Source organism: Allobosea sp. GW823-FHT01F03, assembly GCF_058798075.1.
The window spans coordinates 1,593,690-1,617,860 of record NZ_CM179505.1 but is presented as its reverse complement, the minus strand read 5'-3'; the positions used below and the strand labels follow the sequence as shown (position 1 = coordinate 1,617,860).

At 67.4% G+C, this 24,171-nt stretch carries 24 protein-coding genes; 11 read left to right on the top strand and 13 right to left on the bottom strand.

What is annotated here, in order from left to right; genetic code table 11:
* The first annotated feature begins 9 nt into the window (after window positions 1–9).
* On the top strand, window positions 10–1,728 hold the full coding sequence (locus AC3RCC_RS07545) for a dihydroxyacetone kinase family protein (RefSeq protein WP_492258060.1): 1,719 nt from the start codon (window positions 10–12) through the stop codon (window positions 1,726–1,728).
* Window positions 1,729–1,859: 131 nt separating this feature from the next.
* Here the strand turns inward: AC3RCC_RS07545 and AC3RCC_RS07540 are convergent, their stop codons facing one another.
* Window positions 1,860–2,930 carry a YeiH family protein gene (locus AC3RCC_RS07540; protein ID WP_492258059.1) on the bottom strand — a complete coding sequence of 357 codons (1,071 nt, stop codon included), beginning with the start codon at window positions 2,928–2,930 and terminating at the stop codon, window positions 1,860–1,862.
* Between the two features lie 204 nt (window positions 2,931–3,134).
* Between AC3RCC_RS07540 and AC3RCC_RS07535 the strand changes: the two genes are divergently transcribed.
* On the top strand, window positions 3,135–4,061 hold the full coding sequence (locus AC3RCC_RS07535; RefSeq protein ID WP_492258058.1) for a LysR family transcriptional regulator: 927 nt from the start codon (window positions 3,135–3,137) through the stop codon (window positions 4,059–4,061).
* A 75-nt stretch (window positions 4,062–4,136) separates the two neighbouring features.
* Entirely contained in the window at window positions 4,137–4,733 is a 597-nt protein-coding gene (locus tag AC3RCC_RS07530) for an IMPACT family protein (protein ID WP_291634546.1), read from the top strand.
* Between the two features lie 146 nt (window positions 4,734–4,879).
* On the opposite strand, the gene AC3RCC_RS07525 is transcribed toward AC3RCC_RS07530, so the two are convergent.
* Together AC3RCC_RS07525 and AC3RCC_RS07520 are read right to left on the bottom strand one after the other, a co-directional pair.
* Window positions 4,880–5,998, bottom strand: a complete 1,119-nt coding sequence (locus tag AC3RCC_RS07525) for a CaiB/BaiF CoA transferase family protein (RefSeq protein WP_492258057.1) — start codon at window positions 5,996–5,998, stop codon at window positions 4,880–4,882.
* A gap of 18 nt (window positions 5,999–6,016) precedes the next feature.
* The gene (locus AC3RCC_RS07520) at window positions 6,017–6,712 is read right to left on the bottom strand and encodes an SDR family NAD(P)-dependent oxidoreductase (RefSeq protein WP_492258056.1); all 696 of its coding nucleotides are present in this window, start codon (window positions 6,710–6,712) and stop codon (window positions 6,017–6,019) included.
* Window positions 6,713–7,057: 345 nt separating this feature from the next.
* Between AC3RCC_RS07520 and AC3RCC_RS07515 the strand changes: the two genes are divergently transcribed.
* The 6 genes from AC3RCC_RS07515 (at window position 7,058) to AC3RCC_RS07490 (ending at window position 12,535) form a co-directional block, all read left to right on the top strand.
* Complete coding sequence (locus tag AC3RCC_RS07515; RefSeq protein WP_492258055.1) at window positions 7,058–8,647, top strand: L-lactate permease; 1,590 nt, start codon at window positions 7,058–7,060, stop codon at window positions 8,645–8,647.
* A gap of 13 nt (window positions 8,648–8,660) precedes the next feature.
* Complete coding sequence (locus AC3RCC_RS07510) at window positions 8,661–8,855, top strand: hypothetical protein (protein WP_291634536.1); 195 nt, start codon at window positions 8,661–8,663, stop codon at window positions 8,853–8,855.
* Between the two features lie 42 nt (window positions 8,856–8,897).
* Complete coding sequence (gene ggt / locus AC3RCC_RS07505; RefSeq protein WP_492258054.1) at window positions 8,898–10,559, top strand: gamma-glutamyltransferase; 1,662 nt, start codon at window positions 8,898–8,900, stop codon at window positions 10,557–10,559.
* A gap of 204 nt (window positions 10,560–10,763) precedes the next feature.
* A protein-coding gene (locus AC3RCC_RS07500) for an IS5 family transposase (protein ID WP_492256049.1) occupies window positions 10,764–11,527 on the top strand; the annotation gives its coding sequence in 2 pieces (ribosomal slippage) (window positions 10,764–11,100 and window positions 11,100–11,527; 765 coding nt in all).
* A gap of 229 nt (window positions 11,528–11,756) precedes the next feature.
* Complete coding sequence (locus AC3RCC_RS07495; protein WP_452117076.1) at window positions 11,757–11,969, top strand: hypervirulence associated TUDOR domain-containing protein; 213 nt, start codon at window positions 11,757–11,759, stop codon at window positions 11,967–11,969.
* A complete protein-coding gene (locus AC3RCC_RS07490; RefSeq protein ID WP_492258053.1) occupies window positions 11,966–12,535 on the top strand; it encodes a DUF488 domain-containing protein in 570 nt (189 codons plus the stop codon). Before AC3RCC_RS07495 ends, AC3RCC_RS07490 begins: the two co-directional genes overlap by 4 nt.
* Before the next feature lie 224 nt (window positions 12,536–12,759).
* On the opposite strand, the gene AC3RCC_RS07485 is transcribed toward AC3RCC_RS07490, so the two are convergent.
* From AC3RCC_RS07485 to AC3RCC_RS07440, 10 genes are all read right to left on the bottom strand, one after another.
* Complete coding sequence (locus tag AC3RCC_RS07485) at window positions 12,760–13,500, bottom strand: ABC transporter ATP-binding protein (protein ID WP_291634527.1); 741 nt, start codon at window positions 13,498–13,500, stop codon at window positions 12,760–12,762.
* A gap of 3 nt (window positions 13,501–13,503) precedes the next feature.
* Entirely contained in the window at window positions 13,504–14,544 is a 1,041-nt protein-coding gene (locus tag AC3RCC_RS07480; protein WP_492258052.1) for an ABC transporter permease, read from the bottom strand.
* A gap of 89 nt (window positions 14,545–14,633) precedes the next feature.
* Entirely contained in the window at window positions 14,634–15,857 is a 1,224-nt protein-coding gene (locus tag AC3RCC_RS07475; protein WP_492258051.1) for an efflux RND transporter periplasmic adaptor subunit, read from the bottom strand.
* Between the two features lie 146 nt (window positions 15,858–16,003).
* Entirely contained in the window at window positions 16,004–16,789 is a 786-nt protein-coding gene (locus AC3RCC_RS07470; RefSeq protein WP_492258050.1) for a sulfite exporter TauE/SafE family protein, read from the bottom strand.
* A gap of 79 nt (window positions 16,790–16,868) precedes the next feature.
* On the bottom strand, window positions 16,869–17,015 hold the full coding sequence (locus tag AC3RCC_RS07465) for a hypothetical protein (protein WP_492258049.1): 147 nt from the start codon (window positions 17,013–17,015) through the stop codon (window positions 16,869–16,871).
* A gap of 108 nt (window positions 17,016–17,123) precedes the next feature.
* Entirely contained in the window at window positions 17,124–18,098 is a 975-nt protein-coding gene (locus AC3RCC_RS07460; RefSeq protein ID WP_492258048.1) for an FAD:protein FMN transferase, read from the bottom strand.
* A complete protein-coding gene (locus tag AC3RCC_RS07455; protein ID WP_492258047.1) occupies window positions 18,079–20,283 on the bottom strand; it encodes a PepSY domain-containing protein in 2,205 nt (734 codons plus the stop codon). The genes AC3RCC_RS07460 and AC3RCC_RS07455 overlap by 20 nt, the downstream gene beginning before the upstream one ends.
* A gap of 12 nt (window positions 20,284–20,295) precedes the next feature.
* A complete protein-coding gene (locus AC3RCC_RS07450) occupies window positions 20,296–20,766 on the bottom strand; it encodes a DUF2271 domain-containing protein (RefSeq protein ID WP_492258046.1) in 471 nt (156 codons plus the stop codon).
* Window positions 20,767–21,034: 268 nt separating this feature from the next.
* Window positions 21,035–21,550 carry a cytochrome b gene (locus AC3RCC_RS07445; RefSeq protein ID WP_492258045.1) on the bottom strand — a complete coding sequence of 172 codons (516 nt, stop codon included), beginning with the start codon at window positions 21,548–21,550 and terminating at the stop codon, window positions 21,035–21,037.
* Between the two features lie 61 nt (window positions 21,551–21,611).
* The gene (locus AC3RCC_RS07440) at window positions 21,612–22,007 is read right to left on the bottom strand and encodes a PepSY domain-containing protein (protein WP_291634512.1); all 396 of its coding nucleotides are present in this window, start codon (window positions 22,005–22,007) and stop codon (window positions 21,612–21,614) included.
* A gap of 143 nt (window positions 22,008–22,150) precedes the next feature.
* Between AC3RCC_RS07440 and AC3RCC_RS07435 the strand changes: the two genes are divergently transcribed.
* Together AC3RCC_RS07435 and AC3RCC_RS07430 are read left to right on the top strand one after the other, a co-directional pair.
* Window positions 22,151–22,813, top strand: coding sequence for a response regulator transcription factor (locus tag AC3RCC_RS07435; RefSeq protein ID WP_291649228.1), 663 nt, complete (start codon window positions 22,151–22,153; stop codon window positions 22,811–22,813).
* Complete coding sequence (locus AC3RCC_RS07430; protein WP_492258044.1) at window positions 22,810–24,147, top strand: sensor histidine kinase; 1,338 nt, start codon at window positions 22,810–22,812, stop codon at window positions 24,145–24,147. Before AC3RCC_RS07435 ends, AC3RCC_RS07430 begins: the two co-directional genes overlap by 4 nt.
* Window positions 24,148–24,171: the final 24 nt, after the last annotated feature.

Below are 24,171 nucleotides of genomic sequence, written 5' to 3'. Positions count from 1 at the left end.
AAGGATGCCATGAAGAAGCTGATCAACGATCCCCGCCAGGTCGTCCGCGAAATGCTGGAAGGGATCGTTGCCCTTCATCCCGGTCTCGCCCTGCTGGCGGAGCATGACGTCGTGCTGCGCAGCGACACGCCGGAGGCGGCGCAGCGCAAGGTCGCGGTGATCTCTGGCGGCGGTGCCGGCCATGAGCCCGCCCATGCCGGCTATGTCGGCACGGGCATGCTGCATGCGGCCGTCTCCGGCGATGTCTTCACCTCGCCCTCCGTCGACGCGGTCCTCGCCGCAATCCGGGCCGTCGCGGGGCCGGCCGGCGCGCTTCTGGTGGTCAAGAACTATACCGGAGACCGGCTGAATTTCGGGCTCGCGGCGGAACTCGCGCGCGCCAGCGGCATCCCGACCGAGATCGTCGTCGTCGCCGACGATGTCGCCCTGCGTGACACGGTTCCGGAAGAGCGCCGGCGCGGCATTGCCGGCACGGTGCTGATCCACAAGATCGTCGGCGCGCTGGCCGAAGCCGGCGCGGACCTGCAGAGGATCGCGGCGGCGGGCCGGGCAGCGGCGGCGGCGACCGGCACCATGGGCGTCGCGCTCGGCGCCTGCACGATCCCGGCCGCCGGCACGCCGGGCTTCAGCCTCGGCGAGGACGAGATCGAACTCGGCCTCGGCATCCATGGCGAGCCCGGCATCGCCCGCCAGAAGATCGCATCGGCCGACACAATCACCGACCGGATGCTGGACATGATCCTCGCCGATCGCGGTTATCCCGCCGGCACGCCCGTCGCCCTGCTGGTCAACAATCTCGGCGGCACCACGACGATGGAGCTCGCGGTCGTCGCCCGGCGCGCGCTCGCCCGACTGCGCGAACATGGTCTGGTCGTGCGACGGGCCTGGGCCGGCACCCTGCTGAGCGCGCTCGAAATGCCGGGCTTCTCGCTCTCGGTGATGGCGCTGGACGATGCCCGCCTCGCTTTGCTCGACCAGGCGACCCAGGCTCCGGCCTGGGCCGGCCCCGGCCTCGTGCCGCAGCGCGCGAGCATCGTCTCGGTCGGAGAGCCTGCCGCGGATAATGAGACCGTCGTCTCGGCGGACGCGCTCGGCGAAACGCTCAGGCGCGCCGCCCTTGCCGCCGCAACCGCTCTCGAAGCTGCCGAGACGCAGCTCACCGAACTCGACAGCCGCGCCGGCGCCGGCGACGGCGACCTCGGCATCAGCATGAAGCGGGCGGCGGATGCGATCCGCGCGAGCTGCGCAGCAAGCCGCTCGGCCGACGCCGCCTCGGTCCTGGCCTTGCTGGCAGGCGCCCTGCGGCGGGCGATCGGCGGCAGCTCCGGACCGTTCTACGCCGTCGGATTGCTGCGTGCGGCGCGCCAGCTCGCCGGGGAACCGCAGAGCGATCTGAAGAGCTGGAGCGCCGCCTTCGCGGCCGGCGTCGCCGCCATTTCCGAGCTCGGCGGCGCCAGGGGCGGCGACCGGACCATGCTCGACGCCCTGCTGCCTGCCGCCGATGCTCTGGCCGACGCCGTCCGGCGCGATCTCACCGCAACCGAAGCCTGGGCGCAGGCGGCCGAGGCGGCACGGAGCGGCGCCGAGGCGACAGCCGGGATGAAGCCCCGCCTCGGCCGCGCGAGCTATCTCGGCGATCGCGCCCTCGGCGTGCCCGATGGCGGCGCGGTGGCGGTCTCGCTCTGGCTCGGCGCCATCGCCGGCCGAGCCGCAGCTGAAAGCCCCTAGATCGCCGCGCGTCCGTTCGGACGCGATCACGGCGATCTGCTCATTGTTATCGCGTCGGACGGTGACGGGAGCTGCCGGGCTGAAACCGAGCCCGGACGGGGAGGATATCCCCTCCCCGTCCGGGCCAGCTCTCAAGGCACTGCGAGCAGATGGATCAGCCCGAGCGAGATCGCTCCGAGCGCGAGAAGCGACAAGATGACTGCGGCGCTGACGCGAGGGCCGGCCTTGGCGACGGAGCGAAGATCGACGCCGAGCCCGAGCGCAGCCATTGAGATGATGGTCAGCAGGTTCGCCAGACCGGCCAACGGGCTCAGCAATACCGTCGGGATCAGTCCGGCCGAGCGGAGCGCCGCCATCACCACGAAGCCGACGATGAACCAGGGCACGATGTGATGAGGGGCGAACCGGTGCCCGGCGGCAGGCGCGTCTGTCCGTCCACGCAGCCGGATCGACAGCATCGACAGCACGAGCACAACGGGCCCGAGCATCAGCACGCGCACCAGCTTGACCAGGGTTCCGAGCTGGATCGCCGCCTGGCCGGCCGGCGCCGTGGCCGCGAGGACCTGAGGGACGGCATAGACCGTCAGGCCCGCCAGGATGCCGAACTGGTGGACGCTGAGGCCGAGCAGCGCGATCAGCAGCGGCAGGCCGAGGACGACCGCGACCCCGAGCACCGCCGTGAAGGCGATCGACGCCGCGACATCGTCGCCATCGGCCCCGATGACCGGCGCGACAGCCGCGATCGCTGAATTTCCGCAGATCGAGTTGCCGCAGGCGACGAGGATCGCCATGCGCTGCGGCAGGCCGAGCAGGCGGCCGATGCCATAGCTCAGGCCGATCGCCACGAAGACGACCGCGGCGATCCCGAGCAGCAGCGGCGCGCCGGCTGCGGCGATCGTCGCGGCGCTCAGCGAAGCACCGAGCAAGACGACCGCGATCTCCAGCAGCGTCTTCGCCGAGAGCGCGATGCCCGGGAGCCAGCGGCGACCGGGACGCCAGAGGGACCTGACCATGGTGCCGATCAGGATCGCCAGAACCAGCGCTTCGAGCCAGGCCCGCCCGAAGAAACCGGCCTCGACATGCTCGGCGGCCAGCGCCACGCCCGACACGACCAGACACAGCAGCAGGCCCGGTCCGAAATGCCTTGCCTTGGCGGCGATCTGGTCGGCCAGCCCGGCCTGGCCCTGGGTCTGCAAAGTCATTGGAGCACCTGAGAATCTGACGGGGCGAGTTTTGCCTCGCCTCCTTCAATCAATCAAACGGGTTGATTGAGTTATTATGATCGATAATATCGATCATAATAACTCGTTCGGCGAGAAGGGTGCTCCAATGGCGCCGTCCAGCATCGATCGGCAGCAACAATCGCGCGTGCTCGCCGCTCAGCTCTGTGAACCAGCTGGCAGTCGATGACCCTCGAGCAGCTTCGCATCTTCGTAGCGGTCGCCGAGCGCGAGCACGTCACCCGCGCAGCCGCAGCGCTCAACCTCACCCAATCGGCAACGAGCGCCGCCATCGCCGCGCTTGAACAGCGCCATGCGGTGAAGCTGTTCGACCGCGTCGGGCGCCGGATCATGCTGACCGATGCCGGCGCCCTGTTCCTCGTCGAAGCGCGCGCGATCCTCGCCCGCGCCACGGCCGGCGAGCAGGTCCTGTCGGATCTCGCCGGGCTGAAGCGCGGCCGGCTGGCCCTCGCCGCGAGCCAGACGATCGGCAATTACTGGCTGCCGCGCCGGCTCGCAGCGTTTCGCGCCCGGCATCCGGGCATCGAGACGTCCTTGGTGATCGGCAACACCGAGACGGTCGCCGCCGCGATCCATGACGGGCTCGCCGATATCGGCTTCGTCGAAGGCGAGGTCGACGATCCCCATCTGGCGAGTCAGGTCGTGGCGATGGACGAGATGACGATCGTCGTGGCGCCGGAGCATCCCTGGGCCAGGCGGGACCACATCGATGCATCGGCCTTCGACCAGACATCCTGGATCCTGCGGGAGCCCGGCTCGGGCACGAGGCAACTTCTGGACACCGTGCTCGCCGACGCCGGAGGCTCGCTCGCCGCGCTCGATATCGCACTGGAACTGCCCGCCAACGAGGCTGTGCGCGCCGCGGTCGAGGCGGGCGCCGGCGCCAGCCTGATGTCGCGGCTCGTCGTCGCCAACGCCCTGCATTCGGGTGCGCTCGTCGAAGTCGCAGTGGATATTCCGGCCCGGCGTTTCATCATGCTGCGGCACAAGGAACGCTATCTCAGCCGGGCCGCGCAGGCCTTCAGCGCCCTTCTCGCGGAGGACGCTTCCGGGAGCGGCCCCCCAGGACCGCCAAAGCAGCGCCTCCCATGACCGCTCCTCGCCGCGCGGACCGTGCGCCCGGCTGCTCTGGGCTTGTGATGACGGGGCACCATGATAGATCGGCGCATGATCACGCGCCTGACCCTCGTCGAGCTCACCACCGCACGACAGGAGATCAAGAAGAGCCGCTTCCTGGCCCTCGCCGGCCCCGTTGCCGACGAGGCGGCGGCCAAGGACTTCATCGCCGCGCAGGCCGATCCGGCCGCCAATCACAATTGCTGGGCCTGGCGCCTCGGCCAGCGCTATCGGTTCAATGACGATGGCGAGCCCGGCGGAACCGCGGGCAAGCCGATCCTCGCCGCGATCGATGGCCAAGCCCTCGATGGTGTCGCCGTCGTCGTGACGCGCTGGTTCGGCGGCGTCCTGCTGGGCGGCGGCGGATTGATCCGCGCCTATGGCGGAACCGCGGCCCTGTGCCTGCGGGAGGCGAAGAAGACGATGCTCGTCCAGAGCATCTCGGGCACGATAGCCTGCGGCTTCGGCGATCTGGCGCTCGTCCAGGCCCGTCTTGCGGTGATCCCGGGCGTTCAGCTCTGCGATCAGGCCTTCACGGATACCGGTGCAGTTCTGACGATCTCCGTTCCGAAGGCCGAGGCCGACACCGTGACCGGTCTTGTGACGGATATCACCAGCGCTCGCGCGGTGATCCGATGGCAGAGATAGGCAGGCAGCAGGCAGAGAAAACGACCAGCCGCACGGTCCGGACCCGATCCATCAAACGCAGGGACTAAACAGCTGGGCTGAGAAAGCGGCAGGGCGGAGCGCATCGGGGCGAGATCCGGCCCGATTTCAGCTTTCAGCGCCGCATCTCAGATATTCGCCGGATCGCGGCCAGGCGCCTGCTTGTCGATCGAGCAGGGCGTCTTGCTGAAGCGCACCGGCGGCCTGGTGCCGACCAGCCGTCCCTCGCTGGGATGCTCGACGGTCTCGAAGAAGCCGGTCGCCTTCAGATGCGGGTGGTCGAGCAGGTTCTCGAAGCTGTTGATCGTCGAGCACGGCACATCGGCCTCCTCCAGCATCGCGACCCATTCCGCCGTGCGGCGTGCGGTGAGGCAATCCGCGAGACGTTCATAGAGGGTATCGATCATCGCGGCGCGGGCTGCCGCCTCACCGAGCGCCGGCTCGTCCACCCAGTCGTCACGCCCGGCGGCGCGAAAAAAGGCGCGCCAATGCGCGCCGGTATAGGGCATGACGGCAATGAAGCCGTCCGCGGTCCGGTAGGGGCGCCGATGCGGCGACAGGGCACGCGAATAGCCGCTGGGGCCGAGCGGCGGCGCGAAGCTGCGGCCTCCGAGATGTTCGATCGCGAGGAACGACACCATCGCCTCGAACATCGGAACCTCGATCGCCTGTCCTTCCCCCGAAACCTCCCGGTGATAGAGAGCCGCATTGATCGCGCCGACGGCGAAAAGAGCGGTGGTCTTGTCGGCGACGACGGTGGGCGCATAACGCGGCACCTCGCCCGCACGTTCCGCGAGCGCGGCCCAGCCCGCGGCAGCCTGGATGACATCGTCATAGGCCGGCCGGTCACGATAAGGGCCGTCCTGCCCGAAGCCGACAATGGCGCAATAGATCAGGCGCGGGTGGCGGGCGAGCAGCGTCTCCGGATCGAGGCCGCTTCTGCGTGCCGCGCCCATCCGCATATTGTGGACGAAGATGTCGGCCTCCGCGATGAGCTCGCGCAGCTTGGCGAGGTCCTGTTCGCACTTCACGTCGAGCGTGATGCTGCGCTTGTTGCGGTTGCAGTTGAGGAAGGCCGCTCCCATCCCCGGTGATCTGGCCGGGCCGGGCGCGCGCATGATGTCGCCGCCCGGCGGCTCGACCTTCAGAATCTCGGCTCCCATGTCGCCGAGGGTCTGCGTCGCATAAGGGCCAGCGATGACCGTGGTCAGGTCGACGACCTTGATACCGTGAAGCGGGCCCGGCATGGCGCGGCTGTTCTCCGTTCAGCGCGCAGTGAAGCCGCCATCGACGGGCAAGGCAACGCCGGTGACGAAGGACGCATCGTCCGAGGCCAGCCAGAGCGCGGCATGGGCCGCTTCTTCGGCCTTGCAGAGCCGCCCCATCGGCACCGCCGCCATCATCCGCGCCTGGTTTTCCTCCGCCTGCTTCGGATCGCCCGAGCGCCCGGTGAAGCCGAGCTTCATCGGCGTATCGGCCAGCCCCGGGCAAACGACGTTGACGCGGACATTGTCCGGCGCGAAGCGCTGGGCGAGGGATTTGGTCAGTCCGACGACGGCGAACTTCGCCGCCGAATAGATCGGACTGAACATCGACCCGACCAGGCCCGAGACCGAGGCCGTGAAGAAGATCGAGCCGCCGCCGCGCTTGCGCATGTGACCGACGACCTCTCCCGATGCGAGTGCGGCGGAGGTGACGTTGAGCGCGATGGCCTGATCATAGGCGACAAGATCGAGGTCCTCGATGCCGCCGGGGCCGGGAATGCCAGCATGAGCCCAGAGGATGTCGACGCCGCCGAGCGCTGCCGCCGCGTCGTTGATCGAACTCCTCATCTGGTCGGCCTGCGAGAGATCAGCCTGAATCGTCACGATCTCATGGCCCTTCGCCGCCTTGACCTGCCGGAAGGCCGCATGCGCTGGCTCGCCGATACCGCTATGGCGCCCGCTCGTCACCTGGGTCACGACCAGGGCAAGGCATGGGCACCGCTGTTCCGCGCCACCGGCCTCGCGCCCGATCGGGCCGGCCGAGCCTAAACGTGTATCCGGGTCGACCCGCCGGAGTCAGACACCCCGCCCGCCGTGTTGATCTGAATCAAATCAACGCGCCTATCAATGAAGTAAGTCATGAGCAATCCCCACACATTCTTTCAATCTAATTTGTATATATTGCAGTAAATTTTTTTAGATCAGGCAATTCATTTCGCAGAATCGATACCTGAATAGCGGGGTAAATTCACAATCTACACCAAAGAAATGAGGTAATTTATCTTGATGAGCGTAGACTTGCTTCACTGGACATTAGCATCAGTGCCGATCGTGATTCTCATCGTCCTCATGGTCGGCCTCGGCTGGACCGCGCAGCAGGCGGGCAGCACGGGCATCTTCATCGCCGCCGGTGTCGCCGCCTTCGCGTTCGAGACCCCGGCACGGACCCTGGCGGTGGCTTCGGCAAAGGGCATCTGGGACGCGATCCCGATCCTCTACGTCATCTGGCCGGCCCTGCTGCTCTACCAGATCATGAACCAGTCCGGCGGCTATGACGCGCTGCGCCGCGGCATTGCCCGGATGTCGCGCAACGAGCTCTTCATCATCGTTGCGCTCGGCTGGGTCTTCACCTCGTTCCTGCAGGGGATCGACGGTTTCGGCACACCCATCGCGGTGGTCGCCCCGCTGCTCGTCGCCTTCGGCATGAAGCCGATCTATGCGGTCGCGATCCCGATCATCGCGCATATCTGGGCGAAGTTCTACGGCACGCTGGGCGTCGGCTGGCTGGCGACCCTGCAGGTCGTCGATATCGACGCCGCGACCGCCTTCTCGACCGGCGTGCAGGCCGCGCTGCTGATCGTCATCCAGGCTGTGCTCGGCGGCTTCACCATCGTCTGGCTCTATGGTCGCTGGCCGGCGATCCGCGCTGGCTGGCCGCTGGTGCTGATCATCTCCGCCATCCAGGGCATCGGCCAGATCATCACCGTATGGATCGACCCGGTGCTCGCCGCCTTCCTGCCCGCGACGGTCGCGCTGCTCGCGCTCTATCCGCTGTCGCGCTGGTCGCGCTACAGCCAGCCCGCCGCGGACATCGTCGATCGGCCGGCGATGCGCGAGGACGCGCATCTGGACGAGAGCGGCGCCGAGCCCCCCATGGGCACCTTCGCCGCACTGGCGCCCTACGGCCTGCTGACCGTTCTTGCGACCGGAACCTCGCTGATCGAGCCGCTGCGCCAGATGCTGGACGGCCCGGCCGTCGGCTGGGCCTTCCCGGCGGTGACCACCGGGCTGGGCATCACCACGGCTGCAACGGAGCAGTACTCCGCGCTGCGCTTCCTCAGCCATCCCGGCGCCACCATCCTGCTGACCGCGCTGATCATCTGGCTGGTTTTCGCGAGCAAGGGCTACTTCGCGCAATGGGCCCGGCGCAGCGGCAAGGCGCAGCCCGGCATCGTCTGGGGCCTGGTCGCCAGCGCCGTGCCGGCCTCGGTGCCGATCCTCGCCTTCCTGACCATGGCTTCGATCATGAAGCATTCGGGGCAGAACACGATGCTGGCGCTCGGCATCGCCGAAGTCGCTCCGGCCTATGTCTTCGCCTTCCTGGCGAACGGCATCGGCATTCTCGGCGCTTTCATCACCTCCAGCAGCACCTCGTCCCAGGTGCTGTTCTCGGAGCTCCAGGTCACGCTGGCGCGCGCCAAGGGCCTGCCGGAAGCGACGATCCTGGCTGCGCAGAGCGCCGGCGGCGCCATCGGCAACGCCATTGCCCCGGCCAATGTGGTGATGGGCGCCAGCACCACCGGCATCAACGGGCAGGAAGGGGCCATCCTGCGCAAGACCATCCCCTGGACCGTCATGGCTTTTGTCGCCACCGGCATCGCCACGGTCGCCCTGGTCCTCGTGACCCAGTGAGTGGAGGAACAAGATGATCAAGCGGATCCTGCAGAATAGACTGTCCTATCTCAGCGTTTCGTTCCTGCTGTTCCTCGCGGCGCTGCCCCTGATCAGCATTGGGACGAGCCATGACTGGCGCCTCGTCTCGACGACCGGGATGGTCGCCCTGAGCATGGCCGCGATCATTCCGCCGCTGCAGCGAATGCTGTTCCCGCCGAAGAAGTGATCCCGGCCCCCTTCCCATCCATTTCAAGGAAGAAAGACCATCATGATCAACGCTAACGGACCGAGAACCGGCAGGCCCGCCATCCAGGCTGCGAGGGGCATGGTGAGCTCGCCGCACTACCTGGCCTCCGCCTCCGGGCAGGACGCCCTGCGCCGCGGCGGCAGCGCGGTCGACGCCGCGATCGCCATCAATGCGACGCTCTGCGTGGTCTATCCGCACATGGCTGGGCTCGGCGGCGACGCCTTCTGGCTGATCGCGGGGGGCGCCGCCAGGGGCGTCGAGGCGATCGAGGCGAGCGGCCCTGCCGCGCGCCTCGCGACGCGCGAGTTCTACAAGGCCAACGGCCATGACGAGCAGATTCCGATGCGCGGGCCGCTGGCCGCCCTGACCGCGCCGGGCGCGGTCGATGGCTGGCGCCTCGCTCACGAGCGCCATGGCAAGCTGCCCTGGAAGAGCCTTTTCGCCGATGCGATCGAATATGCCCGCAACGGCATGGCGATCACCCGCTCGCTTGCCGACTGGCTGGTGACCGACGCGCCGATCCTCAACGGCGACAAGGATATGGCGCGCATCTTCCTGCCGAAGGGCAGGCCGCAGCGCGACGGCGAGAGGCTGATCCAGGCGGACCTCGCCAAGACCCTCGCCTTCCTCGCCGAGCACGGACCGCGCGAGGGCTTCTATGAGGGTCCGATCGCAAAGGAGATGGCAAGATCGCTGGAGGCGGCCGGCTCGCCGCTGCGCCTCGAGGACCTGACGAACTATCGGGCACGCTGGAGCGAGCCCATTTCGAGCCGCTATCGGGGCTACGAGGTCTTCCAGCTGCCGCCCTCGACGCAAGGCTTTGCGGCCCTGCAGATCCTCAACCTGCTCGAAGGCTATGATGTGAGGAGCTGGGGCAGCGACACGGTGGCCTATTACCACCACCTCGTCGAGGCGATCAAAATCGCCTTCGCTGATCGCGACGAGTGGCTGAGCGACCCGGCCCATGTCGACATCCCGCTCGCACGCTTCCTGTCGATGGACTATGCGAATGAGCGCCGCAAGCTGATCGACCCGGTCGCCGCGCGGCCCTTCGAGGCGATCGAGCCCGGCATCCGCCATGGCAGCAAGGCCGAGCGGCAGGCGCCGACGGGCGACACCGTCTATTTCTGCGCGGCCGATTCCGACGGGCTCGTGGTTTCGAACATCCAGTCGATCTACCACGACTTCGGAGCGGCGGTGATCGCCGGCGATACCGGCATCGTCATGCAGAACCGCGGCTCCTTCTTCTCGCTCGACCCCTCCCATCCGAACAGCCTCGAGCCGGGCAAGCGGACCTTCCACACCATCATCCCGGCGATGCTGATGAAGGACGGCAAACCGGTGCTCGCCTATGGCACGATGGGTGGCGAAGGGCAGCCGCAGACCCAGGCCGCCATGCTGACCCGGATCATCGACTTCGGCTTCAACGTGCAGCAGGCGATCGAGGCCCCGCGCTGGCTCATGGGCCGGACCTGGGGCACGGCGTCCCGCGATCTCGCCCTGGAAGCCCGCATCCCTGACGAGGTGCGGCGCGAGCTGCGCCTGCGCGGCCACCCGGTGAAGACCGTCGACGCCTGGGATGGCACCCTCGGCCATGCCCAGGCCATCCGCATCGACCAGGAAAGCGGAATCTATGAAGGCGGGGCGGATCCGCGCGGCGACGGTATCGCCCTCGGCTTCTAGGACACCGGGACCGCCGGAGAGATGTCGGGCGGCGATTGCCGCCCGACGAAGCCCTTTCCGGCACGCATCGCGGCCTGGACCGGCAAGCACGGTGCGAACACTCGGCATCTTGCGACAGCTGTGCTTGAATTAGGCTCTGAACTCAATCGGGTTGCGGTTGGTTTGCTCGGCTGATTCAAAGTCTCTGCTGTTGTGGAGGCATGGATGGGCAAGTCGCTGACTTGGTTAAGCGATGCGGAGTGGGAGCGGATCGAGCCGTTTCTGCCGCGCGGTCGCTGTGGAGCCCGGCGTGTGGATGATCGCCGGGTAATCTCGGGGATCGTGCATATGCTGCGGATCGGGGCGCGCTGGCGCGATTGCCCGCCGGAGTATGGCCCCTACACGACCATCTACAATCGCTTTCACCGCTGGAGCCGACAGGGCGTCTGGTTTGCGGTGTTCGAGGCGTTGACCGGCCACAGCGGCGCGTGGGGTGCGGTCGCGATCGATTCCACCAGCATCAAGGTCCACCGCTCGGCGGCCGGCGCAAAAGGGGGGCCTTCGTACAAGGCATCGGCACCTCGCGCGGCGGACGTACCAGCAAGATCCACGGACTGACCGATCTCGCCGGACGGCCGCGCATCCTGTTGATTTCGCCGGGCAACACGTCCGACATGACGATGGCACCAGCTCTGATCGAAGCGGCGCGCGGTCGCTTCGACAAGCTGATCGCCGACCGCGGCTATGACACCAATGCCATCCGTGCCGCGATCCAGCAGCAGGGTGCCGAGGTTGTCATCCCCGCTACGCGCAGCCGCAAGGCCCCGATCCCTTACGACCGTAACGCCTATCGCAACCGCAACCTCGTCGAACGCCTCTGGTGCAGGCTGAAAGACTGGCGCCGCATCGCGACCCGCTACGACAAGCTCGCCACCAACTTCATGGCAGGCGTCTTCATCGCAGCTGCAATCACCTTCTGGTGTGATTGAGTCCCGAGCCTAGGGCAGCCCAGGCCATGGACGACATGTCCGGCGTCGGACCAGCCTAGGCCGGCGCCGTTGCGACGTTCTCGAACGGAGTCCGGGAGACGCTTCACGCTGGTCGGGTATACGTCAGACAGCAGCGCGGCTCATCGACATCGCGATGTGGGAATTCAATACTCGACCGCCCGGACCAACCTCACTGAGACCGGGTTTTCCCGGCAAAGGTAGGGAGCTTATGACCAGGTTCAGCGTAGGCGACCACGTCCGGTGGAACTCCGAAGCCGGGATGGTGAGCGGCCGGATCATCAAGGTCCATCACGCCGACTTCGACTACAAGGGCCATCGGCATCGCGCCACAAGGGACGAGCCGCAATACGAGATCAAGAGCGACAGAACCGACCATGTTGCCGCCCATAAGGAAGCTGCCCTGACGAAGATCGATGGATGATGGCGCAGTTCACCACCATCGGCCATTCCAACCGCTCCCTTGCCGAGTTCGTATCGATGCTGCAGGAGGCCCGTGTCGATCTGCTGATCGATGTCCGGGCATTTCCTCGATCGAGGGCCAATGCGGCCTTCAATATCGACCGGCTTCCGAGCGATCTGGCGCGCTTCCAGATCGGCTATCGCCATTTTGAGGCCCTCGGCGGGCGGCGGCCAAAGCAAAAGGAGGTGGATGGCCACCTCAATGCGCTCTGGCAGGTGCAGAGCTTCCACAACTACGCCGACTTCGCACTGAGCGACGAATTTGGCACGGCCTTCCGGGAATTGCTTCGCCTCGGCGAGGATCGCCGCCTGTCGTTGATGTGCTCGGAGGCGGTCTGGTGGCGGTGCCATCGCCGGATCATCACGGATTATCTGCTCCTGAATGGCCATGCGGTCGACCATCTGATGGGGCCGGGGCACATCGAACATGCTGCGCCGACGCAGGGGGCTCAGCGAACCGCCGACGGGAAGGTGGTCTACCCGGCGCCGGAGCCCGCCGACGAAAGTGGACGGAGCGAGGATCACTGAGCCGAGCATGCGGCCTGCTTGGGCCTCGCCGTCGAAGCCGCTGCCACCGCGGCTCGTGCATCGGACCGAAAAGCGGAATCCTCGCCTCGGGTGAAGCCGGCGCTTGCACAAAAAGATGGATCGAGTTCGCAGCCTCGATGGGCACGGCCGAGATCGAAGGCGACGGCCCCGGACTTCTGGATCCGGATGTGGGTCAGCTTGGGTTGCAGGTCGCGGATCCGCGGCTATTCCGCCTCGTTGGTCGACGTCCCATGCGCACCCAGGACGGCGCCATCGTCTGGTTCGAGACGACCGTCACGCAGGACGTATTTGCGGTCGAACCAGTCGAATATCTTCTCGTCATGGGTGACGACGATGATCGCGGCCTCCTGCTCGACGGCGACCTTGCGCAGCAGGTCCATGACGATCCCAGCGCGTTTCGAGTCGAGTGCTGCGGTCGGCTCGTCAGCGAGAATGACGCGCGGCCGATTGGCCAGGGCGCGCGCGATGGCAACACGCTGCGCCTCGCCGCCCGACAGCTTGGCGGGCATCGCATTCCGCCTGTGCCCGACCTCGAGATAGTCGAGCAACTCGATCGCTCGCGCCCGGGCCACGCCCGCTTCTTCCCCGGCCAGTTGCAGCACGAGAGCCACATTGTCGGTCGCGTCGAGAAACGGGATCAGGTTGTGGAACTGGAAGATGAAGCCGATCTTGTGAAGCCTGAGCTGCCTGAGATTGGTTTTCAGCCATCGTCCCTCGCTCAGCACCGTCTCGCCGTCGAGCGCCATCGCGCCCGAGGATGCATCGAGAATGCAGCCGATGATGTTGAGGAGCGTCGTCTTCCCGGAGCCGGAAGGGCCGAGCAAGGCGACGACCTCGCGCGGGTAGACGTCCAGGCTCACATCGCGAAGCGCATCCACGCGCGTCTCGCCTTCGCCGAAATGCTTGGAGATGCGCTCACAGCGGACGAGCGGATGATCTGCCAACTCTCAACTCCCCAATGCGGTCGCGGGGTCCACCCGGAGCGCTGCGCGAACCCCGAGGCCACTCGCGATCAGGCACACGACCACCACGACGAGGCCGAGCGCGAACATGTTGTCGGCTTCGAGGATCACGCGGCGCGGAAAATGGTCGCTGATGCCGACGATCAGCGTGGCACCGATGGAAAATCCGATGAGACCGAGCGCCAGCGCCTGCTGAACGATCATCCCGATGATGGTTCTGTCCGGGGCGCCGATCAGTTTCAGCGTGGCGATCTGCTTCGTCTTCTCCATGGTCATGGTGTAGATGATCAGGGCGATGATCACGGCGGATACGACGAGCAGGAGCGAGGTGAAGAGGCCGATCTGACGCCTGGCGCGGTCGACCAGGGAGCGGATCAGGATCTGCTCCTGGGCCTCCTGCGTGATCGCAGTCTGGTGTTTCCAGCGGCGGACGGCTTCTGCCACCGCTTCGGGAGAAGCATTGGGCTGCAGCCGTGCGACGACGGCGTTCACGGTGTCGCGGCTCGCTGCGATGGCACCGCGCGCCTGCTGGATACGTATAGCGGGCGGTGCGAGGTCGAACTGCAGCTTCTGGGCATCCGCCAGGGTGATATACACGGCCGGATCGCCGCCGGAGCTGACCTGGTGGCGCGTCAACCCCACGACCGAATACGTGTTCCGGCCGACATGGAGGCGATCGCCGAGCGTCAGGCCGGTGCTTTGATCAGCCACCATCTCGTAATGGCTGCGCGTGATCCCGCGCCCGGCGACGACCTCCGGCGGCCCCCCAGGGCGCGCCGGCTCATAGCCGATGACATAGAGCCGGAGCTTGGCGCCCATATGCTCGGTTTCGACCGTCTGGTAGGTGATGCCGCCTGCCGATTTCACACCGGCTATGCGCGCGACGGCGTCACGGACGTCGCCGGGTATCCGCGAGGCCTCGGCGAAGGGACCGCGCGTATTGGCCTCGACGACCCACAGATCGACGGCGGGAGCCCGGGCGATGGTCAGTGCATCGACGACAAGCCCGCGATAGATGCCGATCATGGCGAGCACGACGCCGAGCAGGAGCCCAAGCCCGATACAGGTCAGGATGAAGCGCCCGAAGCCATGTCTGATGTCGCGATAGGCGAGGTTCACGGCCCCTTGACCTCGCTGATCCGTGCCTGGCGCCCGACCCGCAGGCCCGGCGCGAGTCGCGCGACCACCTGCGCGCGCTCAGGCACCCCATCGACGATCTCGAGGCGCGAATCTTCGGCGCGGTGACGGAACCTGACGAGCCGCCGGTTCAGCCGACCATCCTCGACCGTCCAGACCGTTCCTTCATGTCCGGTGTAGCCATGGACGGCGGCCTCCGGAACCAGGAGCGCCTCGGCGAGCGTGGCCGCCGTGATCAGGAACTCCACCTGCTCTCCCAGGAAGACGCGGGCCGGCGGATTATCGCCTTTGATGAACGCGCGCCGTTCCTCGGTGCTTCGGTCGCTTTCAAGTCCGATGCGGACCACCTTGCCGGTGAAGACGTCCTGCGGGCGTGAACGCAAGCGGGCCTGCACCCGCTGGCCTTCGGCGATGAAGCCGGCACGCGCCTCGTCGACATGGGCAAGACCCCAGTAGCTGTCGTTTGCGATCAGGGTGAAGATCGGATCGCCGGCCTTGACGACGGTGCCCAGCTCCTTGTGCCGTTCGATGACGATCGCATCATAGGGCGCCGTCAATGTCCGGTGTCCCAGCAAGGTCTCTTCGAACTGGACTTGCGCCCGGGCGTCCACCAGCTGTGCCCTGCTGCTCGCGACCTCGCTTTCGGCAACAGTGACGTCCGCCTTGGCGACGGCCTCGTCGCGGGCCGACTCTTCGGCCGACTGCTCCGACACGATGCTGCGCCCGGCGAGCTCCTGCCGGCGCCGATTGGCAACCTGCCTTTGCGCCAGAACGGCACGCGTCTTCTCCAGATTCGCGTCCGCCCGCTCGATGCTGACTTCGGCGATCCGAAGTGCGGCACGTGCCTTTGCCATCTTGGCCTCCTGCTCGCCGAGACTGAGCCGGGCCAGAACTTGCCCCTTACGAACCTGGTCGCCGTGATCCGCGTGGAGTTCCACCAGCGCGGCTCCGACCTCGAAGCCGACCTTCGACGTCACCCGCGCCTCGACCGTGCCCAGCCCGAACACGCGGATCGGGACCTCGCGTTCGGGCCGGACCGTTTCGACTTCGACCGGACGGTTGCTGTAGACGACGCCGGCACCGAAAAGCGTGACGATGATCCCGATGCCCGCAAGGGCACGCCGGACGACTCGCCGGCCGAAGACGCTTGTTTTCTTCGGCTTGCTACCGGCCAGGCTCGGCTGTTTTGATCGCGCATCCATGCTGGTTCAGACTCCATAGCGGCTATGCACGCGGCGTCGCCGCCGTTCAGGCAAGGCGCGACACTCCGGTCGCGCTGATCTCGCCGGGTTCCCGGGCGGTTCGCCGGCCGGCGGCGGTCAGGTGCAGTCAACGCCTGCCTCCGCGGCTACCCGAAGCCGATCGTCGCCGGCAGGGTCTTGAAGATCACATAGGTCGCGACGGTCAGGATGAGCGCTGCGAAGATGCGGTTCAGCGTGGCCTTGCCCGCCGAGAGACGCGTCGCCAGCAGCATGCCGAGAATCCCGCCCAGGACGCCACCGGAGATGAACTGCGCTGCGATGCCCCAGTCGACGAGGCCGCTGCGGGCATAGTTCAGCGCCGTCGCCAGCCCGAAGGTTCCCACCGCGAGCAAGGAGGAGCCGATGGCGTTGATCATCGGCATGCCGGTGGCGAGGACCAGCGCCGGCACGATGAGGAAGCCGCCGCCGATGCCGAAGAAGCCGGAAGCCATGCCTGTCGCGAGCGCCGCGGCGGCGGTGAGTGCGCATGTGCGCCGGTCGACCGGCCGCTCCTCGCCACCTCCGATGCCGCGTGGGCGCAGCATCAGCAGCCCGACGACGACCATCAGCACGCCGAAGAGCAGGAGAAGGCGCGTTCCGTCGAAGACGAGGCCGAGGCTGGAACCGAGCAGGGCGCCAAGCGTGCCCACCGCCGCGAAGACGGCCGCGCAGAGCCAGCGCACATGGCCCTTCCGGGCATGCGCAATGAGGTTCGCATAGGCATTGATCGAGACCGCCAGCGCGCTGGTGCCGATCGCGACATGCGGGCTGGCGACACCGACGACATAAAGCAGCAGCGGCGTGGCAAGGATCGAGCCGCCGCCGCCGACCAGGCCGAGGCTGAAGCCGACGAGGCCGCCGGACGCGAGCGCGGGAATGAGGGTCCAGGTCATTGCGGCAGCGTCCCTGTCGTCATCGCCGCGACGAACGGGAGAGCCGGGCCGAGCCTCATCGAGACAGGCCAATAGACACTCATGGGCGGGTTTCCGGTTCGCTGTGGATGGCGTGAGCGCTGCGAACGGCGGCGCGGCCCTTCCCTTCGCTCAGCCGGCAGAAGCCCTGCCCTGCCGCGCGATGCATCGTGACGGTCTCGGCTTCGACGATCTTCTCGGTGATCATCCTGCGTCCTCATCAGAAATCAATATACAATTACATATAATATATATTGATAACAAGGCAAGTGCGGCAGCATGCTGCGGTCGTGGCGATAGGGCTGCCTCGCGAACTTCAGAACGCGGCCTGGCTGCACGGGCCATCTGCGAACAAGGCCCCGACCGCCCGGGACCGGACGGTTTCGCCCTCGCGCATCAGGAACAGCACGTCGAGCCGGAGCCGCCGCGCCAGCCTTTCCCCCTCTCCAGGGCCCAGAACCATCAGCGCAGTCGCCCAGGCGTCGGCTTCGGCGCAGGTTCGCGCCACTACGGTGACCGAGGCGGGCGGCGTCGCCAGCGGTGCGCCGCGGCGCGGGTCCATCGTGTGCGACAGGCGACGGCCAGCGACGTCCACCCAGTGCCGATAGTCGCCCGAAGTCGCCACCGCGGCATCCTGCAGAGCAAGCATCGAATGCGGCGCACGGGAGGCGAAATCGGGCTTCTCGACGGCGATCGTCCACGGCTCGCCATCCGGGCGCAGGCCAAGGGCTCGCATCTCGCCATCGATGCCTACCAGCCCGGAAACGATGCCGAAGCCACGCAGCGTCTCGGCCAGCCGGTCGGTGCCATGGCCCTTGGCGATGCCGTTGAGATCGAGGACGATGGGAGCGCGTTTGCGCATTTCGCCGCCCTCGACATTCAGCTCCAGCACCTCATGGGCGGCCAGCCGCGGAGCTTCGAGCTCTTCCCGGATCAGGGCCCGGTCGGCGCCGGACGGACCGAACCCCCAGGCGCCCACGGCGTCGCCCATGCCGATGTCGAACGCTCCGGCCGAGGCGCGACCGATTTCGAGCGAGAGCCCGAGCACCTTCATCAGCTGTTCCGGCACCGCCATCCATCGCCCCACCGGCCCGGCATTGAGGCGCATCAGATCGCTATCCGGCTTCCAGCCGGACATCTGTTCGTCCACCTCGTCCACCGCAGCCTGAAGCGCGCTCCGAACCGGCGCGGGGTCGAAGGCCGAGATCGTGTGGAACAGCGCCGACCAGCGCGTACCCATGGTCGGCCCGCTCAGTGCCCGGCGACCTCGGTCAGAAGACGTCTTCGACATAGCGTCCCTCCGCCCGGAGCCGCGCCGGGGTCAGCCCCGTGGGCGCGAGAATGTCGGCGAGCGCCGCGGAGACGCCGGCTGCCATGTCGCGCCCGCCGCAGACCATGACCCGCGCCCCCTCGCGAACCATGCGTGCGATCTCGGCTCCCTCTTCGCGCAGAACATCCTGCACATAGCTGGGCTGCTGCGTGCGCGAGCACGCCGTGGCGAGCCGTTGCAGCTGCCCGCTCCGCCGCCAGCCCTTCAGCTCATCGCCATAGAGAAAATCGCTGTCGGGATGCCGCATCCCGAAGAACAAACGGATGGGGCGGCGCCGGGCATTGGCCCTGATGAAGCCTGCCAGCGGCCCGATGCCCGTCCCCGCTCCGATGAGAATGAGGGGCGCGGTGTCACGGCCGGCATGGAAGCCGGGATTCTGCCGCATGAAGGCGTTGACCGTATCGCCGGGTTGCAGCTCGAAGAGCTGGCCGGAGCACAGGCCGGCAGGGTGCTTTCTGACGACGATCTCGATGAAACCGTCGCGACACCCGGAGGCCAGCGAGTAGAACCGGGGAACGGCAGAGCCTTCCGGCAGGACACCGAGGAGATCTCCGGCCACGAAGCGCCCGAAACCGCGGCCGGTGAGCCGCAGCCAGAATGGCGGCGTCGGCAGCGCAAAGCGCAGGATCGCGGTCGGAGCCTGCACCTCGGCCCCATGATCGCGGCGCGAAACCAGCCTCAGCGGGAAAACCGCCGGCAGGACCGGATGATGGACGAGGTCCAGAGTCATCCCCATCGCAGCCCCCAGCGACCGGCCCCAGCGGGCGAAATCCTGCGGTGACTGGCGGTTCACCGCCATGAACGGAACCAGCATGCACCAGCCCCGCGCCTCGGCCGTCTCGGCGACGGCGCGCCCGAAAGCGCAATAACCGGGAAAGCTGCGATCGCCGAAGCCGAGAACCGCGAGTGCGACCGGCGCAGCCGCCGGCACGGACTTCAGCCGGTCGAGAAATCCGCGCGCGGAGGCCGGTGCATCGCCATCGCCATAGGTCGCGGTCAGGATCAGGATGCGCCGCGCCTGCCGGTAGCGGGCCGGCTCGAAGGACGACATCGGTGCGGCATGAACGGCCTGCCCGGATGCAGAGAGCGCCGCATGCAGCGTCGCGGCGAAGCCCCATGTGCTGCCGCCCTCGGAACCGACGAGCAGGATCGTCTCGGCGCGCCCGGCTGCGACATTGCCGCGAATGCGCGGACGGGCAGGCCGGCCCGCGAACCACAGGACGAAGCCCGTCCCGGCCATCGCGGGCACGCCGAGCGCCATGAAGCCAAGGATCAGCCCCAGGGCGGCTGCGCCCCTTCCGGTGTGCAGCATGTAGAGGGTTGCCGAGACGCGCTGCCATGCGCTCGGTTCGCTCCAGGTAAGAAGCGCGCCGGTTCCCTGATCGAGATGGCCAATGCCGCGATCCGTCTTGAGCGTGAAGACATCGGCCGCATCCGCCGGATCGGGAAAGGACAGGCTGCGCAGCTCGGAAACCGGTGTCCGTTTCAGCATGTCCATATCTGCGACAGGCATTCCCGTCCGGCCGCTTCCCTCGGCCTCGGTCACGGCCGAAGGCGCCCCGTCGGGCAGGAGGTCGAAGCTCGAGGCCGACATCCACAGGGCCGTGGCAGATGACAGCAGCAGGCCGGCGACGGCGATCCGCGCGATCTCGACATGCAGGCGTGCCGCGAACGGCCCCCGCAACGGCGAGAGCCAGCGCCGCCAGCAGCCAGCCCGCCGCGCGACGAGCACGGCCCCGGAAACGGCCAGCACCAGCATGGCGGCCGCGCCGACCGCCGTCAGTATGCGGCCGGCATCATCGAAGAGGAGGGAACGATGCAGCCTGGTCAACCAGCGCTCGAACGGATTCGGATCGGCGGAGGCGATCTCCCGGCCGCTCGCGGGATCCATGACCGCCGCCCGCGCCACGCCGTTCTCGGACCAGTAGGCGGTAATCCGGCCCGAGGGCCTGCGCCTTATCTGCTCGACCTCGGGATGAACCGCCTGGATGCGCTCCGCGAGCTCCGCCGTCGAAAGTGCCGCCGGCTGCACCGAGGAGAGGCGCTCAATGGCCGGGAATAGCGAGAGAAGCGCGCCGCTCAGGCTGAGCACCAGCAGAAGAAGGCCGGCGAGAAGACCCGGCCAGCGATGGACAACACGGATCATGCCGGCCACCGCTCAGAAAGAATAAGCCAGGCTCGAGATATAACGCCGGCCACGGAGCGGCGTTTTCGCGCCCGCGCTCGTCAGCGGGATTGCGATCTCGTTCGGACTGTCGCGCATGTCTTCCACGGCAGCATCGACATGCAGAACGTAGCCTGCGTCGAAGAGCGCATCGGCCAGATCGAGCGAAATCTCGAGCGTGCGGCCCGCGCCGACACTGGCGCCCGTGATACCGTTGATCTCGGCGGGGTTGCCGCCGGTTGCGCGGTGCCAACCCGACAGGTGCGAATAGTATTTCGACTTGCGGCCAGCCAGCCACAGGCTGCCGGCATAGGCCCCCTGCGCATTCGTGACATAGAATGCGAGATAGGCACCGTCGCCGCCATAATTGGCCAGCGTGGTTGTGAGCTTGAGCGGTCGCGCCTCGGCAAGAGCGGGCAGCGTGAGCGCGGTGGCCAACGCGATGGCCGGCAGGATCGTCTTCATGGTAGCTGGACCTCCTTTGCCCGGCCCCGAGAACGGCATGTCCCGGCCGGCGAGCATCGAGCCGCACCGGCGAGGCCAGCGCCCCGCCATCCGGCACGATCAACCTGGGACCCTGCGCTGACGGCCTCCTGACGCCGTGACGGTTCCGGCTTCAGCCAGGCGTCAGGAAGAGCCGGGATCGTGGGAAATGCCGCGCGTCTCCGGCCCTCCCCGCCGCGACCGATGCAGGCAGGGCGGGAGAGGCGGAGGGCGCGGGCCGCCGGCCTTCTCAGCGCAGGCTCATCCGCCGCAGCCTCCCATCGTGCAGAACGAACTGGTGCCAGATCGCCATCAGGGCGTGCAGGCCGGCGAGGATGAGGATGAAGGTGCCGCCATTCTCGTGGAGTTCGGCGATCAGACCGGGGCGGCCCTGCACCGGGGCAGCGATGGCCGGCAGATGCAGGCCGAAAATGGGGACGGACACGCCCATGCGCGAGGCGGCGTACCAGCCGGTGAGCGGCAAGGCGATCAGGAGCAGATAGAGCAGCCCATGGCCGAGCGTGGCACCGATGGCGAGCCAGCCATGCCGCGGGCCGGCCTCGGGACCGGGCTCGGCCAGCCTCAGGATCAGGCGAGGAACGACCAGAACCAGGACCGCAAGGCCCAGCCAGAAATGCAGCAAAGGCGGATTCCGGACCACTTCACGGCCGCCTTCCGCCGTCAGCCATGCGCCGAGCACGGCGAGAGCCGTCACCCAGTGAATGACGACCAGGCTTCTCGAATAGCGCGCGGTTGCGACGGACATGGCCATTTCTCCAGCGTTGGACGAAGGGATGCGGCGTCCCGGGACACGGTGTCCGGCCCGCTCAGTTCACCCTGGCCTTCGGCGGTTCGCCGCGGTCGAACAGGGATTTCGGGGACACGGGGCCGGATGGCTCGGCCGTCTCTGTCGGGGCCGACGGAGCCCGCTCATGCCGGTGCCTGCCGCTCCGGGACCGGTGCTTCATCTTGACGATCGCCAGAGTGGCGGGATCGATCTTGGCCTTGAAAGGCCGTCCCGTCTCGTCGGTGCCCCTGATCTGGTAGCAGCCGTCATCGATCCTGAGCCGGTCTACCTGCCAGCCACGGGCCTGCGCCATCGCCTGCACGGCCTCTCGGGGCTGCCACTGCCCCAGGGGCACGTCGCAATCGTCATCGGCCCTCGCAGCGCCCGATCCAGCGACGGCAAGGAGCAGCAAGCCCGCCACGAACTGCTTCATCATGGCATTTGTCCCTGATCAGTCTCCACAAGCCGGAATGATGGCAAGCTTTCCTGACGCGCAGCTGAAGCGGGCAGAGCCCGCCCTTTCAGCAAGCTGACAGGTTCCGCAGGCAACTGGTCTGCGACAGATGGGATTGCGCCTTCATGAGAGTTCTTCTGATCGAGGACGACACGATCCTCGGCGCCGCGGTGCGCGACCAGATCGTCGGCGACAGCCATTCGGTGGACTGGGTCGGCCGCCTCGATCGCGCCGCCGAGCATCTCGACAGCGCCGCCTATGATCTGGTCCTGCTGGACCTGATGCTTCCCGACGGGCGTGGGCTCGCCTTCCTGCGTGAGCTGCGCAGGAAGGGCTGCGCCACGCCGGTCATCATCCTGACCGCGCTGGACCAGATCTCCGACCGCATCGCCGGGCTGAATGCGGGAGCGGATGACTACATGACCAAGCCGTTCGACCTCTCGGAACTCTCCGCCAGGCTGAACGCGGTGGCCCGCCGCTACAGCGGCAATCCCAACCCGCTCGTCGAGATCGGCCACCTGCAGATCGATCTCGCGGCGCGAACGGTCGTGAAAAGCGGGCGGCTCGTCGATCTCACCGCACGCGAATGGGCGCTTTTCGAGGCCTTCGTCCAGCGCCCGGGCCTGGTGATCTCCAAGGCACAGCTGGAAGATCGGCTCTATGCCTTCGGTACCGAGGTCGAGAGCAACACGATCGAGGTCTATATAAGCCGCCTGCGCAAGAAGCTCGGACCCGAGATCGTCCACACCCTGCGCGGTATAGGCTACCGGCTCGGAAGCGCGCGATGATCGCGCCGACAAGCCTGCAATGGCGGCTGTCGCTTTGGCTGGGATTGGCCATCGCGCTCGTCTGGGCGCTGGCCGCTGCGGTGACCGCCCAGAATCTGCGTCACGAAATGGAGGAGGTCTTCGACAGCGCTCTTGCCGAAACCGGGCAGCGTCTGCTGCCTCTGGCCGTGCGCGACATCATCGGGCGCGACAGCGACGACGCCGCCAGCCAGAGCGTCGCGACGATGCGCGAGCATGACGAGCACTTCACCTATGTGGTGCGAAACGCCGAAGGGCAGGTGCTGCTGCGCTCGCATAGAGCCGACCCGGCGATCTTTCCGCCATTCAGCGGCATGGGCTTCTCCGATACGCCAACCCACCGCCTCTACTCGGACGCTGCGCTGCAGGGCACGATCACGATCACGGTCGCCGAGCCGCAGATCCGCCGTCGCGCCGTGGCGTGGGAAGTGCTTGTCGGACTGGCCCGCCCGCTCGCCCTGATCGTTCCGATCAGCCTGATCGGCGTGTGGGCCGTCATACGCCTGTCGACGATGAGCCTGCGGCGCTTCCGCTCCGAGATCGAACTTCGCGGCGCCGGCGATCTGACCGCCGTCGCCGCCGACGACCTGCCCTCGGAAATCCGACCCGTCGCCCGGGCGGTGAACCAGCTGCTGGAACGGCTCAGGCGCACTCTGGAAGCCGAGCGCAGCTTTGCCGCCAACTCCGCGCATGAGTTACGCACGCCGGTGGCCGCCGCGCTCGCGCAGGCACAGAGACTGATCGTTGAAACGACCGACGCAGCCGCACGCAACCGCGCTCGCGACATTGAAACCGCATTGCGGCGGCTCTCGGCTCTCTCGGAAAAACTGATGCAGCTGGCCAGGGCGGAAGGCGGCAGCCTGCATGGCGCCAAGCCGGTCGACATCGGCGCCCTACTCCGGTTGATCGTGGATGAACTGACCGCCAACGCCGGCGCAGCCGGGCCGATCGAGCTGGCCCTGCCCGATGCCCCGGTACTCTCCCGCATCGACCCCGATGCCTTCGCGATCCTGATGCGGAACCCGATCGAGAATGCACTGAAGCACGGCTCGCAAACCGAACCGGTCCGCGTGACGCTGTCGATGGACGGCCTGCTGCGCATCACCAATGCCGGGCCGGCCGTGCCGCAGGATCTGCTCGCCCGCCTGCTCGACCCGTTCGAGCGCGGCCGCACGCAGGCGAAAGGCGCCGGGCTCGGGCTGGCCATCGCGAAGGCGATCGCCGCCGGTACCGGCAGCAGCCTCGAGCTGATCTCTCCGAGAGAGGGACACGAAGACGGCTTCGAGGTCCGGCTCCGGATCGGCCGGCTGGGATGATCCGGTCCGGATGGCCCGGCAGTT

What these genes read in the sequence shown, in the direction of transcription:
- AC3RCC_RS07545 (WP_492258060.1), top strand. Translation starts at nt 10, where the DNA reads ATGAAGAAGCTGATCAACGATCCCCGCCAGGTCGTCCGCGAAATGCTG.
- AC3RCC_RS07540 (WP_492258059.1), bottom strand. Translation starts at nt 2,930, where the DNA reads ATGACTTTGCAGACCCAGGGCCAGGCCGGGCTGGCCGACCAGATCGCC.
- AC3RCC_RS07535 (WP_492258058.1), top strand. Translation starts at nt 3,135, where the DNA reads ATGACCCTCGAGCAGCTTCGCATCTTCGTAGCGGTCGCCGAGCGCGAG.
- AC3RCC_RS07530 (WP_291634546.1), top strand. Translation starts at nt 4,137, where the DNA reads ATGATCACGCGCCTGACCCTCGTCGAGCTCACCACCGCACGACAGGAG.
- AC3RCC_RS07525 (WP_492258057.1), bottom strand. Translation starts at nt 5,998, where the DNA reads ATGCCGGGCCCGCTTCACGGTATCAAGGTCGTCGACCTGACCACGGTC.
- AC3RCC_RS07510 (WP_291634536.1), top strand. Translation starts at nt 8,661, where the DNA reads ATGATCAAGCGGATCCTGCAGAATAGACTGTCCTATCTCAGCGTTTCG.
- ggt (WP_492258054.1), top strand. Translation starts at nt 8,898, where the DNA reads ATGATCAACGCTAACGGACCGAGAACCGGCAGGCCCGCCATCCAGGCT.
- AC3RCC_RS07495 (WP_452117076.1), top strand. Translation starts at nt 11,757, where the DNA reads ATGACCAGGTTCAGCGTAGGCGACCACGTCCGGTGGAACTCCGAAGCC.
- AC3RCC_RS07490 (WP_492258053.1), top strand. Translation starts at nt 11,966, where the DNA reads ATGATGGCGCAGTTCACCACCATCGGCCATTCCAACCGCTCCCTTGCC.
- AC3RCC_RS07480 (WP_492258052.1), bottom strand. Translation starts at nt 14,544, where the DNA reads ATGATCGGCATCTATCGCGGGCTTGTCGTCGATGCACTGACCATCGCC.
- AC3RCC_RS07475 (WP_492258051.1), bottom strand. Translation starts at nt 15,857, where the DNA reads ATGGATGCGCGATCAAAACAGCCGAGCCTGGCCGGTAGCAAGCCGAAG.
- AC3RCC_RS07470 (WP_492258050.1), bottom strand. Translation starts at nt 16,789, where the DNA reads ATGACCTGGACCCTCATTCCCGCGCTCGCGTCCGGCGGCCTCGTCGGC.
- AC3RCC_RS07465 (WP_492258049.1), bottom strand. Translation starts at nt 17,015, where the DNA reads ATGATCACCGAGAAGATCGTCGAAGCCGAGACCGTCACGATGCATCGC.
- AC3RCC_RS07460 (WP_492258048.1), bottom strand. Translation starts at nt 18,098, where the DNA reads ATGTCGAAGACGTCTTCTGACCGAGGTCGCCGGGCACTGAGCGGGCCG.
- AC3RCC_RS07455 (WP_492258047.1), bottom strand. Translation starts at nt 20,283, where the DNA reads ATGATCCGTGTTGTCCATCGCTGGCCGGGTCTTCTCGCCGGCCTTCTT.
- AC3RCC_RS07450 (WP_492258046.1), bottom strand. Translation starts at nt 20,766, where the DNA reads ATGAAGACGATCCTGCCGGCCATCGCGTTGGCCACCGCGCTCACGCTG.
- AC3RCC_RS07445 (WP_492258045.1), bottom strand. Translation starts at nt 21,550, where the DNA reads ATGTCCGTCGCAACCGCGCGCTATTCGAGAAGCCTGGTCGTCATTCAC.
- AC3RCC_RS07440 (WP_291634512.1), bottom strand. Translation starts at nt 22,007, where the DNA reads ATGATGAAGCAGTTCGTGGCGGGCTTGCTGCTCCTTGCCGTCGCTGGA.
- AC3RCC_RS07435 (WP_291649228.1), top strand. Translation starts at nt 22,151, where the DNA reads ATGAGAGTTCTTCTGATCGAGGACGACACGATCCTCGGCGCCGCGGTG.
- AC3RCC_RS07430 (WP_492258044.1), top strand. Translation starts at nt 22,810, where the DNA reads ATGATCGCGCCGACAAGCCTGCAATGGCGGCTGTCGCTTTGGCTGGGA.